This window comes from Dyadobacter alkalitolerans DSM 23607 (assembly GCF_000428845.1).
In the GTDB taxonomy this organism is placed as follows: domain Bacteria; phylum Bacteroidota; class Bacteroidia; order Cytophagales; family Spirosomataceae; genus Dyadobacter; species Dyadobacter alkalitolerans.
Genome location: NZ_AUAS01000006.1, coordinates 306,877 through 325,424, shown reverse-complemented (window position 1 = coordinate 325,424; position 18,548 = coordinate 306,877). Strand labels below are relative to the sequence as shown.

Sequence of the window (18,548 nt, the reverse complement as noted above, 5' to 3'; positions counted from 1 at the left end):
CCAATAAAGCCAAAAGCCGTTGCTCCAGCGCAGGCTGCATAAGTAAGGAAAGATTACCAAAAGACTTTTAACGCAACCCGGGCAAACTTCAGCCCGGCATTATTTTGATATGAAAAAGTCAGCAGGTATTTATTCAATCTTTTCCGGGGTAGCGGCACTGCTGTTCCCGGCATTACTTTCAGCACAGATAATGGATTCAAAATCGATAGTAGCGCCCGGCGCACAGGTTGAGAAACTCGGCGACGGTTACAAATTTACAGAAGGCCCGGTTGCCGATCAGGATGGTAATGTGTTTTTCACAGATCAGCCCAACAATAAAATCATTCGCTGGGACGCAGAAACAAATAAATTCTCCGTGTTCTCCGACAATGCTGGTCGTGCGAACGGCATGCATTTTGATAAAAAAGGAAACCTGGTCGCATGTTCAGATGAAGACAATCAGGTGTGGTCATTCGATAAAAATGGCAAGCCTACGGTTTTGGTAAAAGATTTCGAAGGCAAACTCTTGAACGGCCCAAATGACCTTTGGATTGATCCGCAGGGTGGTATTTATCTGACGGACCCTTTGTATAAAAGAGACTACTGGAAGCGCGATCCAAAAATGCAGCAGGATGGCGAACACGTGTACTATCTCGACCCAAAAGGAAAAAATCTGATTAAAGTTGATGCAAACATTAAAAAACCCAATGGGATCATCGGCACGAAAGATGGCAAGACATTGTATGTGGCGGACATTGGCGACAATAAGACCTACAAATACGACATTCAAAAAGACGGAACATTAACCAACCGGACGCTTTTTGTGCCAAAAGGATCTGATGGAATGATCCTCGACGCAGAAGGAAACCTTTACATTACGGGCAAAGGCGTTACGGTGTTTGACAAAACAGGAGAACAAATCGCTCACTTTCCGATTCACAATGGTTGGACCGCAAATTTGTGTTTTGGGGGAAAAGACAATGATCTGCTTTTTGTAACGGCCGAAACAGCAGTTTACGGATTGAAAATGAAGGTTAAGGGCGTAAAGTAAGCCAATCCATACATCGCTGTTCACGAATTCTTGACGCTGACATTACAACCTTCGCGGCTTTTCTGGTTTCTGGCTAATAAAAATAATTTATTAGCCATGAATCAGATTTTCAAATCCTCTTTGCAACTTACCAAGGCAATTCTTTTTGCCGGCATCATTTCTTTCTTTGCGCTTTCCTGCCGCACGGCTGAGTTGGCGGTCGATGATGATCTTAAAAACGAAACTGAAACCTATGCGGTGAAAGGTCGTCAGGGTTCGCAAATCGGGCAGGTGATTTCATTTGGAGATTTCAAAACCAGCAAAGTGAAGCGCGGCTGGACTTCCGGTTATTCCATTCCCTTCATTGTCAGTTTTAACGGTGCGAAGGAAAAATTGAGCTTCCAGCAGTTTGGAACAAATGGGAATGCAGCAGAAGTTGCATTGGTGAGCCGGTTCCGGGAGACAGAATATCAGCCCTTGCAAGATCATTTTTCTGTTTCCCTGAAATTCAAAAACTACTTTGCCGGTTCAGTAAAACCTGTAAACAGCGATGAAGCCTAGGATTTTATCGTGCACAATGTCGACGGTTCGAGCCGGAGCCTGAACAAAAACCGCACCGTAGGGTTTGTACGTTCGCGACGTATGCAGATTGACATTGCGGGGATTCGTGAGTTGGAAGGTTCGTCCGGCTTTTTGACGCAAAATGATGTTTACGGTTATGAATTCCAGCTGGACGGAAAGATAATCGGGGCGGTTTCTACAGTTAATAATGGAAAGGTTTGGTTCAAAAAAGGCCTTGGTGATGACATAAAGCTAATTTTGGCCAGCGTTTCGTCGGGATTAATGCTGCGCAACCATGTAGAAGAGAGTGTGGTTGCCGCAAACTGAAAATCGTAGCTTGCAACTCTTCTTTGAAATCCTAAATTGCATGCTGGAATAAGTTTGATAAACACCCGTGACGATTCAGAATCTTGTCCGAAATCAATTTCAGTATGCATCAGGAAGCCAATAATCCGTTTTTAACACCATATAACACCCCATTTCAGGTTCCGCCTTTTGATAAGGTGGAACCTGAACATTTTTTACCGGCTTTCGAGCAAGGCATGGCCGAGCAGCAAAATAGCATTGCGGCCATCCATTCCAATGAAGCGGAACCGACTTTTGAAAACACCATTATCGCATTGGAAAGCACCGGCGACCTGCTCAACAAGGTCAGTTCGGTTTTTTTCAATCTGGCATCCGCCCATACAAATCCTGAGATCGAAGCGCTTTCGAAAGACATTGCGCCGAAATTATCTAAGCATAGCGACGATATTTTCCTGAATGCCGCGCTTTTTCAGCGTGTTAAAAAAATCAACGACACTCAGGATACGCTTAACTTGGATGCAGTCGGTAAGCGCTTGTTGGAGAAAACCTACAAAGCTTTTGTGCGGAGCGGCGCAGATCTGAGCGATTTTGATCAGGCCGAAATGCGGGACATTAACAAGCAATTATCGGTACTAACAGTCCGTTTTGCCCAGAATTTGCTGGCTGAAACCAACAAATTTGAACTGATCATTCAGGATGAGACGCAGCTTTCTGGTTTGCCGGAATCTCTCAAAGTGAATGCTGCACAACTGGCTAAGGAAGCGGGCAAGGAAGGAAGCTGGAAATTTACACTGCACCAACCCAGCGTGATGCCTTTCTTGCAATATGCTGATAACCGGGCACTTCGGGAGGAAATGTACAAAGCATATACAAGTCGCTGCAACCACGACGACGACCTTGATAATAAGGATATCATTGTACAAATCACATCCCTGCGTGCCAAAAGGGCGAACTTACTCGGCTACCCGAATCACGCAGCCTATATTCTGGAAGAAAGCATGGCCAAAATGACCTCTAATGTGTTCGATCTGCTGGACGGATTATGGAAAGCTGCATTGCCGGTGGCCAAATCCGAAGCATTGCAAATGCAAGCATTAATGAATAAGGAAGGAAACGCCGATGAACTGGAAGCCTGGGACTGGGCCTACTATGCAGATAAGGTCCGGAAGGAAAAGTACAATTACGACGCCGAAACCCTGAAACCTTACTTCCAGCTCGCTAACGTCCGTAACGGCATTTTTGAGGGTGTGAAAAACTTGTACGGGCTTACATTCACTGCGATCACCGACATTCCGAAATATCACGAAGATGTTACTGCCTACGAAGTAAGAGAGGCAAATGGCGATCTTACGGGTATTTTTTACATGGATTTCTTTACACGAAATTCTAAAAGAGGCGGTGCCTGGATGACTTCTTATCGCAAGCAAAGAATGAAAGACGGCCAGCGCGTTGCTCCTATTGTGTCCATTGTTTGCAACTATGCCAAGCCAACCGGTAAAAATCCCGTTTTGTTGACCGCAGAGGAAGTAGAAACTTTCTTCCACGAATTTGGCCATGCGCTGCATGGTCTGCTTTCCAATGTTGAATTTGAATCATTATCCGGCACTTCGGTCCCCCGTGACTTTGTGGAATTGCCCTCCCAGATCATGGAACATTGGGCCTTCGAACCGGAAGTCCTGAAATTTTACGCAAAACATTACCAAACCGGCGAAACAATCCCCGACGAAGCAGTAGAAAAAATGAAAAATGCTTCGAAATTTAACCAGGGCTTTGCTACGGTAGAATATCTTGCGGCTTCCATGCTGGACCTTTCTTATCACAGTATCAGCCCCGACGTGCCCATAGATCCTGACACATTTGAACAACAACAGATGAAAGACCTAGGTCTGATCAGGCAGGTTGCACCGCGTTACCGGAGCACATATTTCCAGCACATTTTTGCAGGCGGCTACTCTGCGGGCTATTACAGCTACATCTGGTCGGAAGTGCTGGACAGCGATGCGTTTGCAGCTTTCAAGGAAACAGGCAACATTTTTGATCCGGCTACGGCGCTTTCATTCCGAAAAAATATTCTTGAAAAAGGCGGGACGGAAGAGCCTGCGACGCTATATAAATCCTTCCGGGGAAAAATGGCTGACGAAAAATATCTGCTCGAAAACAGGGGACTGGTAAAAGCATAAGCGCACATTGATCCAACGTACACAAAAAGGAGTATATACGGCTAAGCGGAGGTTTGCTCAGGCCATTTTACCCTTTACTATGATCCATACTTTATTTTCGGAAGAGTTGTTACAAAAATCAACCAGCCCGCTTGCTATGCGCTTCATTTTTGTCATCTCATTACTGCTGTTTTCTATGGCCGTTTCCGCTCAGGAACGCGTAACGATCAGCGGTTTTGTAAAGGAAAAAGGCAGCCAGGAGCAGTTGCCGGGGGTTAATGTGTACATTGAAGGCACACCCTACGGAGCAGTTACCAACACTTATGGCTTCTATTCCTTGACCGTGCCGGCAGGCGACAGCGCAATGCTTTCCTTTTCATTTGTAGGTTACGAAAAGACGGATTTACGCGTCAGTCTGACTAAAAATCAGGAATTGAGTATTTTCCTGGCGACCATTAACCAATTGGAAGAAGTGGTCGTTTCGGCGCGCCGGCAGGAGGATTATGTGAGCCGGTCGGTGCAGATGAGCCAGATTGAGATTCCAATTGCACAATTGAAGAAAGTCCCTGCCTTTTTTGGTGAAAAGGACGTGTTGCGCGTGCTCCAACTCATGCCTGGCGTGCAAAAAGGGACCGAAGGACAGACCGGCCTGTATGTCCGCGGCGGCGGGCCCGACCAAAACCTCATCATTCTCGACGATGCGGTTGTCTACAATGCCAATCACCTTTTCGGCTTTTTTTCCATCTTCAATAGTGATGCATTAAAGAGTGTGGAGCTTACCAAAGGCGGATTTCCTGCGCGCTATGGCGGCAGGCTTTCCTCGGTTTTGGAAATGAATATGAAAGAAGGAAGCAAGGATAAGCTGCACGGCGAGGGCGGAATCGGGCTCATATCGTCCAGACTTACACTGGAAGGACCTATTTCAAAAGGCAAATCTTCATTCCTGATCTCGGGACGCAGGACTTACATTGATTTGCTGGCTTCTCCATTTATTAAGCAGTCTCAAAAAGGAGACGAAAGTCAGGTAAGGCCGGGTTATTATTTTTATGATCTGAATGCAAAAATGAACTATGATCTCGGCCCTAAAGACAAGCTTTATGTAAGCGGTTATTTTGGCAGGGATAAATTTTATGTAGAAGAAAAAAGCCCTGATTCCGAGACCAAGGCTGGCCTGGACTGGGGTAATGCTACGGCAACCATGCGCTGGAACCATTTGCTGAGCCAGAAACTCTTCGTTAACACATCATTCATTTTCAGCAATTTCAATTTCGGCGTTTCCAGTTATTCCAAGGACATTAATGGCGACGGAACGGTGCAGGATGAGTTTAGCCTTGAATACGATTCCCGGATCAGGGATTTCGGCTTAAAAACCGATTTTGATTTTTATCCATCTGCCAAGCACGCGATCAAGTTTGGAGCGCAGGTTACGCAGCATAAATTTATCCCTTCGGCATTAGCGATTGAGGGTTCTTTTATCGATAATCCGATCGAAAGATCTGCAAAACCGATCAATACATTTGAGGCCGGTGCTTACGTGGAAGACACCTGGCAACCGTTTGAATCACTGAAAATGAACGCCGGCTTCCGGTTAAGCGCATTTCAAACCCAAACAAAAACTTACATCCGCCCCGAACCACGGTTTTCGGCAGCATTAAGGCTTGCAAAGGACTTTTCCGTAAAGGCCTCTTATGCCCAGATGAACCAATATGTGCATTTGCTTTCCAACACCGGATTGGGCCTGCCGACAGACCTTTGGGTGCCCACAACAGACCGCGTTGCCCCACAGCAGTCGCAGCAGGTCGCGTTTGGTTTTGCCAAAGATCTGGAACGGCCCGCGCTTACTTTGACATTGGAAGGCTATTATAAAGACATGAACCACATTCTTAATTACAAGGAAGGATCTTCGTTCTTGAGCATTAATGGTGAAAATGCCAATGAGCTGAGCTGGGAAGACAATGTTACTGCGGGAAAGGGCTGGTCATACGGAGGTGAATTTTTAATTCAGAAAAAAACAGGGAGACTTTCAGGCTGGGTAGGATATACATTGTCGTGGACCTACTGGAAATTCCCTGAACTGAATTTTGGCAAAACATTTTTCCCACGTTACGACCGCCGTCACGACCTTTCGGTGGTCGGGATCTACGAGCTGACCAAGCGCATAACCATCTCTTCCACATGGGTTTACGGAACAGGAAATGCTTTAACATTGCCTACTGCAACTTACACGGGCGTGAGTGACAATTTCATCACCCGAATAAATCCGAACGGCAAACCGGCCATCGGCTGGAACGGCCCTATGGTAAGCGAATACGGCGCAAAAAACAGTTTCCGTGCAGAGCCCTTTCACCGGATGGATTTTGCCATTCAATTCCGCAAACAGAAAAAGCGGCATGAACGGACGTGGGAGTTTGGTGTGTACAATGTTTACAATCGCAGAAACCCCTTTTTCTATGATATAGACACCGACGACACAGATACTGGAACCAGCACCAACAACAAAAACACGCTCAAACGCTATTCCCTGTTTCCGGTCCTTCCCTATTTCAGCTATACTTTCAAGTTCTAATTGCGCCGACATGAGACTGCATTCTATCATTATTATACTTATTTCAATTTGCTTCTCAGCCTGCGAATCGCTGATTACGGACATTCCTGCGGATAAGCTGCCGAGAACAGAATCCGAGCTTGTTGTACAATCATTCATTTCTCCACAATCGCCGCGCATTAATGTGGTGGTTACGGAATCGGTTCCGCTCTTTACGGATTCAGGGAATAAGGGAGGCGTTGTGCGAAATGCTTTGGTGAAAATTTCAGACGGGACCAAAGAAGTGGCCATTCCTTTTGACTCCGCCAGCACATTATACAGCATTGATACATCCGTTTTTCCCATTATAGCAGGGAAAACTTATTCACTTTTTGTTTCTGACGGCAACCGCGTAGCTACCGGCGTCTGTACGGTTCCTGCGGGGCAGGTGCTGGCCACTTCTTATAAGCTGGACACTTCCTTTTCGAGCAACATTTTTGAACAGGACACCGTATTGACCGTTCAAATGAGCTGGACAGACGCTCCCCGGGATACCAATTATTATCGGGTAAGAAGCTCAGTTGACCTGGAATATAGTGTTGTTGAAGGCACAAGTGCGGAGACATTTAACGAAAGGCGGGTGAAAAATCGCTTCAATTTTAATTGGGATGAAACCATTGGCCGTAATGATTACCAAAGCGATGCGAACCTGGATGGGGCCGAATTCACCTCGCCCTTAGGCCGCACTGTCTTGCCGAATGTGATCGTTTACGATTATGGAAACGGCAATAAATTCACGTTGTATCCTAAGGCGAAGATTGCGATGGTAATGCTCGAAATTTACAACACCGACGTCCACTATTTCAAATATCACCGGTCGCTGGAAATGCGCGGCACCTCCGATAATCCGTTTATTGAGCCATCTTTGATTTACAGCAATATCAGCGGCGGCCTTGGTTGCTTTGCGGCCTACAATTCCGGGCAGGTTACTTATCGTCCTTGATCCGGAAAATGCGCTGCATTCTACATCTCTGGCAAATTGAGGTCAAAGCACCTCAAAATGGTCATCTCTTTTTTACAACAATTATAGGAAATCTGTGCATTAATTGAAGCAGGCGCAATTTACCGGCAGTGACGCTGCAAGGCATACTTTTTTCGTGCGTCTAATTCAAAAAGCACCACTATGCGTTTCTGCCGTTTTGAAACAGCTGCCTTTCGGGCAGTCATTTCCGGCTTTCAAACAATAAAATTATCGATGTCAATTGTTGGCATTCGAAAGAAATACTAACCTTAAATCACTTTGTTATGGACTTGCAAGGCTCAGATCAGGATAAAGAACAAAAAAGACAGCCGTCCAATAAAAACATGGACGAACCGGATACGCTTATTGAAACGCTCGAAGATTTACAGGCAGAGGGTTATACATATGATTTCAATATGACTGCACACGCATTGGAATTGCACAAAGAGGACGGCATTTGCCTGACCCTTTCGCCGGAGGACTTCGACATTATCAAAGTTTACCGTTTTGAGGGAATGACCAATCCATCCGATATGTCGATCCTCTATGCCATTGAATCGAAAGACGGGCTAAAAGGCACATTGGTAAGCAGTTATGGTGTTTATGCAGATGCAATGTCTAATGAGATGATCAAGAAACTTGATACACGCAGCTCCTTGATCGTGCATCATCCGGAGGAAGATGACATGGCGCATTAAGCCCATTTTCGGCCGTATAGACCATTAGTTCAGATTAAGATGTTACTTTGCCATAGAGATGGCCGGGTAGCATCTTTTTTTGTAGACCAGCATTGCATGAAAGAGATTTTCGAATTGGAAAGGTTTCTGATGAACGACCTGCCTTACAAGTTCCTGGCAGAGGTGGTTGTGCGTTCAACGATCATGTTCGTGATTCTCCTGACCGCGCTTCGGGTCACCGGAAAGCGGGGCGTAAGGCAGCTTTCGGTCTTTGAAACCGTAATTATCATTGCGTTGGGTTCCGCAGCCGGAGACCCGATGTTTTATGAAGATGTGGGTGTGATTCCTGCCCTTGTTGTATTTACAACCATTATTCTGCTTTACAGGTTTGTAACCTGGCTTACAGGAAAAAGTGTTTGGTTTGAAAAGCTGATTGAAGGAAAAACCGTTTGCCTGATTCACGAAGGCCAGTTTTCGATCAGCGCATTTAAGAAAGAAACATTAGCGCAAGATGAATTTTTCTCCGAATTACGCGTGAAAAGCATCTCCCATTTAGGACAGGTTTGCAGCGCTTATCTCGAACCCTCGGGAGAAGTCAGCGTCTTTTTTTATCCTGATAATGAGGTCAAATACGGCTTGCCGCTGCTGCCGGACCTGTATAATGCAAAGAGTAAGAAGATCTTCAAAGACGGATTTCATGCCTGTGCTTTTTGTGGAAATGTTGAAAATGTGTCGGCGGGCGCAGTTGTTTGCCCGGTCTGTGAGCGGGAAGAATGGGTTTTCGCCATCAAGACTCCCAGATTAAGTTAACGAAAATGCCTCTGTGAGCTGGCACGGGTATTTAATAAGTTTTTAACAAAAAATTTAAACGCATATTATTATGCATATGGTAGAACTAACCGACGACCTAATAAAATCTGCTGAGGAGCGATCTGCCGGGCAGGCCTATCCTTATTTTGTCAAGAACCTGAAAGCGATTGGTGTTGACAATTATGAGATCAAGGTAGGCAATCACAAACGTACTTATACATCCGTTATTGGTGACAAGCTGGTGATACCCGGTGACATTCCGGAGTTTGAATGTGCCGAAACATTTGAGCTGGAAGCTGTCAAAGCAGCGATCAAACGCAACCAGGAAGGCGTTACCGACTATCCTACATTCCTGCGCGAAATAGGCGCTGCAGGCATACACACATATGTGGCCGATCTGGCAGGTATGAAGGTTATTTATCAGGGACCCAATTCCGAATATGAGTATGAAGAAGCGATTCCGGAAGTTTAAACGGATTTGATACGCTTGTTCATTTCGTGTAAATGATCGTCCGTGAAATCCAGATGGGTAACAAAGCGGACGAGGTTTTTTCCAAAAGTCACAGCCAGGATCCCCTGCTGCGCCAATTTATTTACGTAGTCAATTTCTGATACACTTCCGCCGAGCCGGATAATGACAATATTGGTGTCAACAGGAAAAATCTCTTCCACTTCGGGCAAATGCCGGAACATTTCACCGATGGCCCTGGCCCGCGCATGATCTTCTTTGAGCCTCTCGATATGATGATCCAGCGCGTAAATCCCTGCCGCTGCCAGGAATCCCGCCTGACGCCAGCCTCCGCCCATTACTTTACGGAAACGTCTTGCCTTTTTGATCACTTCATGTGTCCCCAAAAGCAGAGATCCAACCGGGCAGCCCAATCCTTTTGAAAGACAGATACTAATACTATCAAAGGCATGACCATATTGCAAAGGGCTTTCACCCGTTTCAACCAATGCATTGAAAAGCCGTGCTCCGTCGAGATGCAGAGGAATGTTTCTATCCTGGCAAACCATCTTAATGGCTTCTATTTCAGCTAAATCATAATAACAGCCGCCGCCTTTGTTCATTGTATTTTCCAGGGAAACGAGGCGGGTTACTGTTGAATGAATATCGTGCTCGGGGCTTATCGCTCCTGCAACTTGCCGGGCTGTGAGCCTGCCACGATCGCCGTCCAGCAGTTTCACGGACGACAGCGCATTAAGCATGATGCCGCCGCCTTCATATAAGTAAATGTGTGAATATCTATCACAGATCACATCACTGCCCGGTTGCGTATGCACGCGGATCGCCAGCTGGTTGGTCATTGTTCCGGAAGGACAAAAAAGTGCTTCTTCCATGCCAAAAAGATTAGCTGCCTTTTCCTGCAAGGCATTCACCGTCGGATCGTCGCCCAAAACATCGTCACCCACTTCGGCCGCCCACATGGCTTGCTGCATTTCCTTCGTTGGCTTCGTGACTGTATCGCTGCGCAGGTCAATTTTCATATTCGAACTCAGATTTTAAATGATATGCAAAAGTATGCGCATATATTGCGAAAAAATCGGGATAATGGAATTTGAAGCTTATTTAAGGTTAAAAAAAATTGATCCGCAAACATTCAGCATGGTAGACCCCGACCGGTATGCGGAATGGAAAGCGCTGTTCGTCACCATGCATCCCGAAAGTTTTACCGCCCAGAAAAAATTCCTGGTCAACGAAATCCGGAGACGCTATCATTTGAAAGAAGACGTTTCGAAGCCGCAATAATTTAGCCTTTCATATCTTCCATCAGCTTCATTAGTATCCCGACTGTTTTTTCGGTCTGTTCCTTACTCGGCGTCGTATCCCAATTCCCGACGATCCCATTGCTGCCAATGTAGATGCCGTCTTTCCGGGAAATGAAGTTTGCGCCTTGTGTATATAATTTGTAATTCGCGTCACTTTGCGGGATTAAGCAGGAAAGCTGGCCAGAAACCGGCGTCAGTTCCTGATCATTGAATACGGGTTTTGCACCCAGCCCCATGCAGTTCACCACCACTTTCTCGGGTAATGCATCAATATCTTCCAGTTTTTTGATCTCGTGGATTTTCACTTTGCCGCCGAACATGACAAAGTCTTCCAGCTGATGCCGCAGATAACTCGGAATGTTAAACATTAAATTCGTCCGTCGGGTAACGTGATCCGCTTTGAACGGATGTTCATTTGCTTCGAGCTTTACACGCTCAGGGATCAGGCCATGTATTTCAAAATCCTCTCCCCCCGCGCCTGGTGTGTAGACGGGCATTTGTTTAAAAACCCCGTATTCCTCAGCCCAGCAAGCAATGTCATTCAGTCCCAGAAAGAACTGAAACCGGCGGAACGAAAAGCGTGTCGCCTCTTCCCAAATCGCCTTAAACTCAGGCTTGGCGACCTTCACATCGCAAACCCGTGAAGCAGGCGACCATGTTCCGGTTGCCAGGTTACTCGTAATGTTGGGAGGAACGTCCTTGGTATAAATGGTTACTTCGCAACCACTTTCCTGCAAGAGACGCGCCGTTGCAATGCCCACTGTTCCGCAGCCTATGACGGCCACTTTTTTTTCGTTGGTCGCCAGCACATTATTACGGGCAATGTTCCCCGTTCCCCACGAAAGTGACCAGCCGCTGCCGCCATGTCCGTAATTATGGACAATGGTTTTACTGCCCAATTTTTCCACGTCCAATCGCGGCCCCGACGCCCGGAACGGCCGCAAACCAACCGTTTCCTTTACAATGCGGTCCATTGAAAGCCGTAATTTAGGAATCTGATGGTAACCGCGGCCAATGTGGAAATGCTTGTCTGGGTAATATAACTGGGTTTTAGGTGCACAGGATGAGGCAATGGTGCCTAATGCAAAACTGGCTGGAATAGCTTTCTCGAAAAAATTTCTGCGGTTCATTAAGGTTGGAATAGAAGGTGATACACTTGAAAAATAGCGAGGAACATTAGTTTTTACAAATATTCTATTGAACCATTTACGTTAACCCAAACATTATTGCAGTTATTACAGATTAATGCAATTATAACGCACCATTGTCATACGCAACATGCCATTTCGAACGCGGATTAAGTCCTTGAAAATTTTGAAGTGCGTTCGATTTAGGTAACTTTCCGATATGAACATTCACATTATAGACACTGGATTCTTTAAACTAGACGGCGGCGCAATGTTCGGTGTGGTTCCCAAATCGCTCTGGAACAGGCATAATCCGGCTGATGAAAAAAATCTTTGCACCTGGGCCATGCGCTGCCTGCTCATTGAAGACGGCGGGAAACTGATTTTGATCGATACCGGACTCGGGAACAAACAAGATCAAAAGTTTTTCGGACATTACGACCTTCACGGAGACGCCAGCCTTATTGGCTCCATCAAAAACTGCGGCTATGACGTTACTGACATTACGGACGTTGTCCTGACGCATTTGCATTTCGATCATGTAGGCGGTGCCGTGCAATACAACCCCGACCGGTCGCAATTGCTTCCCACATTTCCAAATGCCGTTTATTGGTCCAATGAAGCACATTGGCAATGGGCTATCAACCCTAATCCGCGCGAGAAAGCTTCTTTTTTGAATGAGAACATTCTTCCTTTGCAGGAATCCGGTCAGTTGAAGTTCATTGAGAAAAACCAATCCCCTTTTCCCAACATTGCATTTATACACGTGGATGGTCACACCGAGCAAATGATGCTGCCGGTTATTCAATATAAGGATCAAAAGATCATTTACGCTGCGGATCTGTTGCCATCTTCTTACCACATTCCGCTTGCCTGGATCATGAGTTATGACATGCGGCCACTTGTTACGATGCAGGAAAAGCAGGGAGTGCTGCAAAATGCAGCGGCAGAAAAGCACATTATACTATTTGAGCATGATCCCGTTTTTGAAGCAGCCGTTGTGGAGCAGACAGATAAAGGAATTGCGATCCGTGAGCGCGGTGCGTTGAGCACATTTATAAGTTAATGTTATGAAAATCGGTTTGGTTTTATCTGGCGGCGGGGCACGTGGTATTGCCCACATTGGTGCAATAAAAGCATTAATGGAGCATGGAATTAAGCCCGACGTGATCAGCGGGACAAGCTCCGGCGCATTTATTGGCGCTATGCTAGCACATGATTACACGCCCGACGAGATCATTGAAATGATCATTCAAACCAGCTTTTATCCCTATATCAGGTTCGGGTTTGGTGCAAACGGGCTTCTACATATGAACAAGTTGGAAGCCGTGCTTCGCAGATACATTCCCGAAAACACATTCGAATCCCTGAAAACCCCGCTCGTTGTAACAGCAACCGACATTGTTTCCGGAGAAGAATTGCAGTTCCGAAACGGCGAACTAGCCATTCCGGTGCTCGCCTCCTGCTGCATTCCGGGCTTATTCAGCCCTATCCGCTTTCAAGGCCGCGAACTGGTAGACGGTGGTGTACTCAACAACCTGCCCGTCGAGCCAATCATAGAAGAAACCGACTTCATCATAGGCATTCACTGCAACCCATTCACGCTGGATAAACCTCTCAAAAGAACCACAGAACTAGTCTACCGCAGCCTTATCCTGGCCATGCACAGCAAAACCAAGGAACGTTTCAAAAAATGCAACCTCCTCATCGAACCACCAGAACTAAGCAAGTTCAGCATTTTCGACTTCCGAAAAGCCGGGCAGTTGTTTGATGTTGGTTATGGTTATACGAAGCGGTTATTAGAGGAAACCGAGGTTGATTTTAACGCGTAACCTCGCAAATCCAAAGTTGAACGTTGGATTTACGAGGTTGGAAGTTCTTTTTTTGAATAAAAATCTAATCCCCAAGCTTACTAACAACCCATTCGCCAACCTGAACGCCTTGCTTTTGTCCGTTTTCGATGGCGTCCATGAAGTGGATTCCCCCGTAGAAGCGTGACATGCCGGATTCTTCGGCAGCGGCTATGAATGAGGGGAATTTGCGGGCTTTCAGGCCGAAACGTTCTTCGACGGTGTCGGTGTATTCAAATTGGTTGCCAAAATAATGGGTCAGGACAATGGCCGAGGCGGATGAGATGACGGAATGGCCACTGAGATATTCCGGGAAAGGTGGTGTTTGTAAAAATGGTGTCCAGGTTGGGTCGATGTATTTTCTGATGGCTGTTTCGGGACGAATGCGGTTGCTGCGGAATTTTTCTTCCCAACAGGTCATAAAACCGTCCATTAACGCAATCGCGACAGAAGTGTTTACCAGCATTGTTTTTGAAAAATCGGCCTTTGCCTGTTTGCAGGCAATGTTGGTAATCCCCATCCAATGCGCCCCGGGTGATATTTTCTTCATCCCCACCAGCAAATGCCCCTTATTCTCCAAAGCAAATGGGTTACAATCCCAAAACGCCGCCTTAACCCTGTGCTCAGGCTCCTTTTTATCGTCGTAATTGAGCTTCATCAGCTTGAAAAAAGCAGAATTCTTATCCTCTGAAAAAGCAACGGGCGGCTCAGGACGGAACTGGGCGGCAGAATCAAGCGTAAATGGCCTTACGGTCTCAAAATAAGGCTCAACAGGCGGAAAATATCCAGGAGGCGTTGGATACCAGGCTCCGGGTGTTTGGCTTGGTTCGTATCGGGGAAAATTGCTGATCAGATTGTACTTGTCTGCTTTGGCATATTTTAAAATTTGCTTGCTGATCGCCAATGCATAGTCCTTTGAGCCGGCAATCATTTCCTCACTAACGCCTTCATTCCTGCATGAATCGAGCAGCCGGGCTTGATATGTCTGCAAAAGTGAACCGGAAGGCTGCATTTTTTTCGCTGTTTCGAGCATGGCCAGGATGGCGCTGAGCTGGTAAGAAAACGCCGCTACCGCAGGCTTTTCCATTTTCGGGTAATCATTCAAAACACCGTGCATGCTTTTGTAAGTCGTGTCATTTTGTGAAACGACTTCGTATCCTGCAAGGCACGCATAAGCGAAAAACCGGGCGCTAAGCGGCGGATTGGTCACATCATGGATCATGACGTCCGTCATTTGCAAGGTCATATTCCCGATCTCATCCGGACTAATGTTGGTCGGCGCATCCTTCTTGCAGCTAGCAAAAAAGCAGATAACGACAATGATCAGCCAGCCCTTAATTAGCTTTACCAATTTGATATGCTTTAATTTCTTGTTGATTTATTCCAAACAACAGCTTGTCACCAATCGGCAGCACGCTTCTTACATCTCCTTTTAAATTGAACCCAGACTTATCTTGTTTAATGTAAGCAAACTGGCCTTTGCCATTTCCTTTTAACAAAACACCAAAATTCGCGTCATACTTACCAAACCGCAATCTAGCCTTGCTCACATTGCCGCAAAGAAGCAAATCCTTATTTCCGTCTTTGTCGAAATCAACAGCCGTAATGGTGTACACGGGGGAAATCTGGGATTGGAAGGGAAGCTGCTTTTCGGTGAACTTGCCGTTCGCACCTTGTTCAAAATAAGCGGTTTTCAGGTAATTGGCTTTCAATTCCTTCGCTCCCGCAAGTTCGTCCGCTGTAAATATTTCCTTCGTTGTGGCATCGGCATAGCCTTTGTAATCCTGAAAACGCGTCCGCATAATACTCATTTGATCCAGCATTTCATCACGCGTCACATAAGGATAGCTTTTGCCCTGAATGTAAAAACTCATGATCGGATCTACGGAACCGTTGTCGTCAAAATCTTTGTAAATCATTTCAACGGGCTCTTTGTCACTGGCTTTACATTGGCTGTTCAGACCTAAATTTCCGATAACCAGGTCTTCCTTACCATCGCCATTTAAGTCAGTGAGCAATATTTTGTTCCACCAGCCGCTGTATTGTTTGTCAAAATATGTGGTGGTTTTGTTTTCCAATTTCCCATTGACATTGATATAGACTGTGATTGGCATCCATTCTCCCACCACGATCAGATCCGGTTTTTTGTCAGCATTCAAATCCGTCCACGCCGCATCGGTTACCAGGCCAATGTTTGCCAGTTCAGCAGACACCCTGGCTGTCTGCTCGGAAAATTTCCCTGAGCCGTCATTGATCAGCACGTAACTTTTTGGCGTTTCGGGATAACGGCCGGGGATTACGCGACCGCCCACAAAAAGATCGGGTTTACCGTCACCGTTAATGTCTGCAACGCGCACACAGCTTGTACTGGTGATCATTTTGGGCAATGCGCCTGCGCTTTTGGTAAAATTACCTTTGCCATCATTTAAATATAAACGGCTTTGCAGCAACGGATCTTCGGGCATGAATGTGGCATAACCTCCGCTACAAACGAACAGATCCTGAAAACCATCACCATTCGCATCAAGGAACGCCGCATCCGTGTCGTCACTTTGCTTGTCTGCTTCAAAGACCGGAACTGGCTTACTGGTAAAAGAACCACCCTTTTGCTGCAAATAGAGCTTTCCAGCTTCTCCCGAACCTCCTCCTGCGTAAACATCGTCCAAACCATCACCATTCACGTCACCCTTGACTAAGCAAGGGCCCGAAAAAGAAATCGGGTTAATCAGCAACGGCTGTCGTTTAAAATCATTTGTATTACTGGCCTTTCCACTATATGCGATCGGTGACTGAACAACATTGTAGAGCGGGCTGGCAGATTCCGCATTGGGTTTGGCCACTTTTGCATTTGTTTCAGTTAATGTTAAAAGCGCATTCACCTTTGGTTTAAGCACACTTTCGCGCTTGCCGCTGAGCCATACAATTTGCAGGGAATCAATGCTTTCTTTGCCCAAACCAAAATGCAAAACCGGCGAAACGCTCGACTGGTAACCGCGCGTAGGCATTTGTTCCAGATATTGCTTTTGCCCTTTGTTGTAAATGGTCACTTTCGCTCCTACGCCTAGCTTATTAGCCTTCTCACCTTCCAGTTTGATCTTCAAATAATTGTTTTTCAAAAGCTTATCACCATCATTCTGATAGATGAATGCGGGCTTGTTAATGTTATTGACGATCAGGTCCAGGTCGCCGTCATTGTCCAGATCTGCATAAGCTGCGCCACCGCTGTTGGAGATCTCTCCTAATCCCCAGTTGTCGGCTACATTGGTAAATGTCAGGTCTTTTTTGTTTTGAAAAAGATAATTTTTCATGTTGGAGGACGGCATTTGATACACCATATTGAGCACGTCTTCGCGCTTTACCTGCCCCTCTATGCGCTTCAAATGATCGCCCATGAACTTTACAAAGTCCATATTCGTGAAATCACGAAGGTTACCATTGGTGATAAAAATGTCCTTCCAGCCATCATTATCATAATCTGCAAACAGCGAAGCCCAGCTCCAATCGGTGTTGGAAACCCCGGACAATTGCCCTACTTCCGAGAAAACGGGCAATTTACTTTTTCCACCCTGCCCTTGATTCAGTTGCAGCATATTCCGCATATACTGATGGTTAAAACCCATTTTAACATTGAAATCAAAAAGCTCATAGTTATCCAGACCGGCTAGTAATTTTTGTCTGCGGTTGTCCTCAGGCAACATATCGAGCGTAAAAATGTCGGGCAACCCATCATTATTAAAATCTGCAATGTCGTTACCCATGGAAGAATGGGACGTGTGGCCGATCGATGTTTTAAGCGCGTCGGTGAATGTGCCGTTTTTGTTGTTGATATATAAAAAGTCGGGAACAGAATAGTCATTTGAAACATACATATCCTGCCAGCCGTCCTGGTTAACATCGGCAATGCCTATGCCCAAACCGTAAGTCAGCGGCGAACTTTGGATGCCTGCTTTTTGGGTAATGTCCATAAAATAAGGAGTGCCATCGGCTTTGGGATCATTTCTGAAAAACCGCACGCCTGTGATCGGATCGTCCTTTTTTAGTAAATCGGCTGTGCTGGCTTCATCCAGGATCGGGAGTGATTTGGGATTGTGATTTAATAAAAACAGATCCATATCACCATCTTTATCAAAATCAAAAAATGCAGCTTGTGTGCTGTTACTAGGCGCACCCAGACCGTATTTCTCAGCCGATTCTTCAAACTGCGGAATGCCGTTTGTGTTATTTCCTTTATTTATAAAAAGCTGTCCTTTAAGGCTTTCCGGCGAAACATTTCCTGAATAACAAACATAAATATCCAGCTTACCATCGCCGTTTACGTCGGCCATCGTAACGCCCGTTTTCCAGGGCCTATCCCGTCCGCCAACGCCGGCAGTTGCTGTAATGTCCTCAAAAACCATCTGGCCTTTGTTGAGATACAGCTTGTTAGGCACCATGTTTCCGGTGAAATAAATGTCATCGAGCCCGTCACCATTGAGGTCGCCTGCCGCCACACCGCCGCCGTTATAAAAGTATTCGTACATCAACACATTGGTATTCAGGCCTTCTGTTAATGTATTTGAAAAGTCGATTCTAGTTTTTTCGGCGGGTAAGAGTGTGAACAAAGGCGTCTGGCTTTTTCCGTCTTTGGAATGTTCGGAATCGGCAGATTTGTCGCATCCTACAAAACCAAGACTGATTGCCAGCACGATAATTCCTGGGATCCAGGATTTTATTCGCTTCATAATAGGGCCACGA

Annotated in this window: 16 protein-coding genes; 12 read left to right on the top strand and 4 right to left on the bottom strand. The window is 46.0% G+C overall.

The window, feature by feature from the left end; translation table 11 throughout:
- Positions 1-109 precede the first annotated feature (109 nt).
- The 9 genes from G395_RS0114630 to G395_RS0114585 all read left to right on the top strand — a co-directional run bounded on the left by G395_RS0114630 (position 110) and on the right by G395_RS0114585 (position 9,539).
- Entirely contained in the window at positions 110-1,030 is a 921-nt protein-coding gene (locus tag G395_RS0114630; protein WP_026630733.1) for an SMP-30/gluconolactonase/LRE family protein, read from the top strand.
- A gap of 96 nt (positions 1,031-1,126) precedes the next feature.
- Complete coding sequence (locus G395_RS0114625; RefSeq protein WP_026630732.1) at positions 1,127-1,570, top strand: hypothetical protein; 444 nt, start codon at positions 1,127-1,129, stop codon at positions 1,568-1,570.
- A 9-nt stretch (positions 1,571-1,579) separates the two neighbouring features.
- Positions 1,580-1,897: a hypothetical protein gene (locus G395_RS0114620; protein WP_157486706.1), complete on the top strand. Its 318-nt coding sequence runs from the start codon at positions 1,580-1,582 to the stop codon at positions 1,895-1,897.
- A gap of 104 nt (positions 1,898-2,001) precedes the next feature.
- Positions 2,002-4,056, top strand: a complete 2,055-nt coding sequence (locus G395_RS0114615; protein WP_051350170.1) for a M3 family metallopeptidase — start codon at positions 2,002-2,004, stop codon at positions 4,054-4,056.
- A gap of 136 nt (positions 4,057-4,192) precedes the next feature.
- The gene (locus G395_RS0114610; RefSeq protein WP_026630729.1) at positions 4,193-6,601 is read left to right on the top strand and encodes a TonB-dependent receptor; all 2,409 of its coding nucleotides are present in this window, start codon (positions 4,193-4,195) and stop codon (positions 6,599-6,601) included.
- A 10-nt stretch (positions 6,602-6,611) separates the two neighbouring features.
- Positions 6,612-7,562, top strand: a complete 951-nt coding sequence (locus G395_RS0114605; RefSeq protein WP_026630728.1) for a DUF4249 domain-containing protein — start codon at positions 6,612-6,614, stop codon at positions 7,560-7,562.
- 302 nt (positions 7,563-7,864) lie between these two features.
- Complete coding sequence (locus G395_RS29440; protein WP_035361362.1) at positions 7,865-8,278, top strand: hypothetical protein; 414 nt, start codon at positions 7,865-7,867, stop codon at positions 8,276-8,278.
- A gap of 96 nt (positions 8,279-8,374) precedes the next feature.
- Positions 8,375-9,067 carry a DUF421 domain-containing protein gene (locus tag G395_RS0114590; protein WP_026630727.1) on the top strand — a complete coding sequence of 231 codons (693 nt, stop codon included), beginning with the start codon at positions 8,375-8,377 and terminating at the stop codon, positions 9,065-9,067.
- A 70-nt stretch (positions 9,068-9,137) separates the two neighbouring features.
- Positions 9,138-9,539, top strand: a complete 402-nt coding sequence (locus G395_RS0114585) for a DUF1398 domain-containing protein (protein WP_035361359.1) — start codon at positions 9,138-9,140, stop codon at positions 9,537-9,539.
- On the opposite strand, the gene G395_RS0114580 is transcribed toward G395_RS0114585, so the two are convergent.
- Positions 9,536-10,555 carry a threonine aldolase family protein gene (locus G395_RS0114580; RefSeq protein WP_026630725.1) on the bottom strand — a complete coding sequence of 340 codons (1,020 nt, stop codon included), beginning with the start codon at positions 10,553-10,555 and terminating at the stop codon, positions 9,536-9,538. The two genes, G395_RS0114585 and G395_RS0114580, sit on opposite strands and share 4 nt — an antisense overlap.
- Positions 10,556-10,619: 64 nt before the next feature.
- On the opposite strand from G395_RS0114580, the gene G395_RS0114575 reads away from it, so the two are divergent.
- Positions 10,620-10,817 carry a hypothetical protein gene (locus G395_RS0114575; RefSeq protein WP_026630724.1) on the top strand — a complete coding sequence of 66 codons (198 nt, stop codon included), beginning with the start codon at positions 10,620-10,622 and terminating at the stop codon, positions 10,815-10,817.
- Position 10,818: 1 nt separating this feature from the next.
- Here G395_RS0114575 and G395_RS0114570 read toward each other — a convergent pair whose 3' ends face one another.
- Positions 10,819-11,967, bottom strand: a complete 1,149-nt coding sequence (locus tag G395_RS0114570) for an FAD-dependent oxidoreductase (RefSeq protein ID WP_026630723.1) — start codon at positions 11,965-11,967, stop codon at positions 10,819-10,821.
- Between the two features lie 217 nt (positions 11,968-12,184).
- On the opposite strand from G395_RS0114570, the gene G395_RS0114565 reads away from it, so the two are divergent.
- Together G395_RS0114565 and G395_RS0114560 are read left to right on the top strand one after the other, a co-directional pair.
- Complete coding sequence (locus tag G395_RS0114565) at positions 12,185-13,030, top strand: MBL fold metallo-hydrolase (protein ID WP_026630722.1); 846 nt, start codon at positions 12,185-12,187, stop codon at positions 13,028-13,030.
- A gap of 4 nt (positions 13,031-13,034) precedes the next feature.
- The gene (locus G395_RS0114560) at positions 13,035-13,796 is read left to right on the top strand and encodes a patatin-like phospholipase family protein (RefSeq protein WP_026630721.1); all 762 of its coding nucleotides are present in this window, start codon (positions 13,035-13,037) and stop codon (positions 13,794-13,796) included.
- A gap of 64 nt (positions 13,797-13,860) precedes the next feature.
- On the opposite strand, the gene G395_RS0114555 is transcribed toward G395_RS0114560, so the two are convergent.
- Together G395_RS0114555 and G395_RS0114550 are read right to left on the bottom strand one after the other, a co-directional pair.
- Complete coding sequence (locus tag G395_RS0114555) at positions 13,861-15,165, bottom strand: vanadium-dependent haloperoxidase (protein ID WP_229204179.1); 1,305 nt, start codon at positions 15,163-15,165, stop codon at positions 13,861-13,863.
- A complete protein-coding gene (locus tag G395_RS0114550) occupies positions 15,149-18,535 on the bottom strand; it encodes a VCBS repeat-containing protein (RefSeq protein ID WP_026630719.1) in 3,387 nt (1,128 codons plus the stop codon). The genes G395_RS0114555 and G395_RS0114550 overlap by 17 nt, the downstream gene beginning before the upstream one ends.
- Positions 18,536-18,548: the final 13 nt, after the last annotated feature.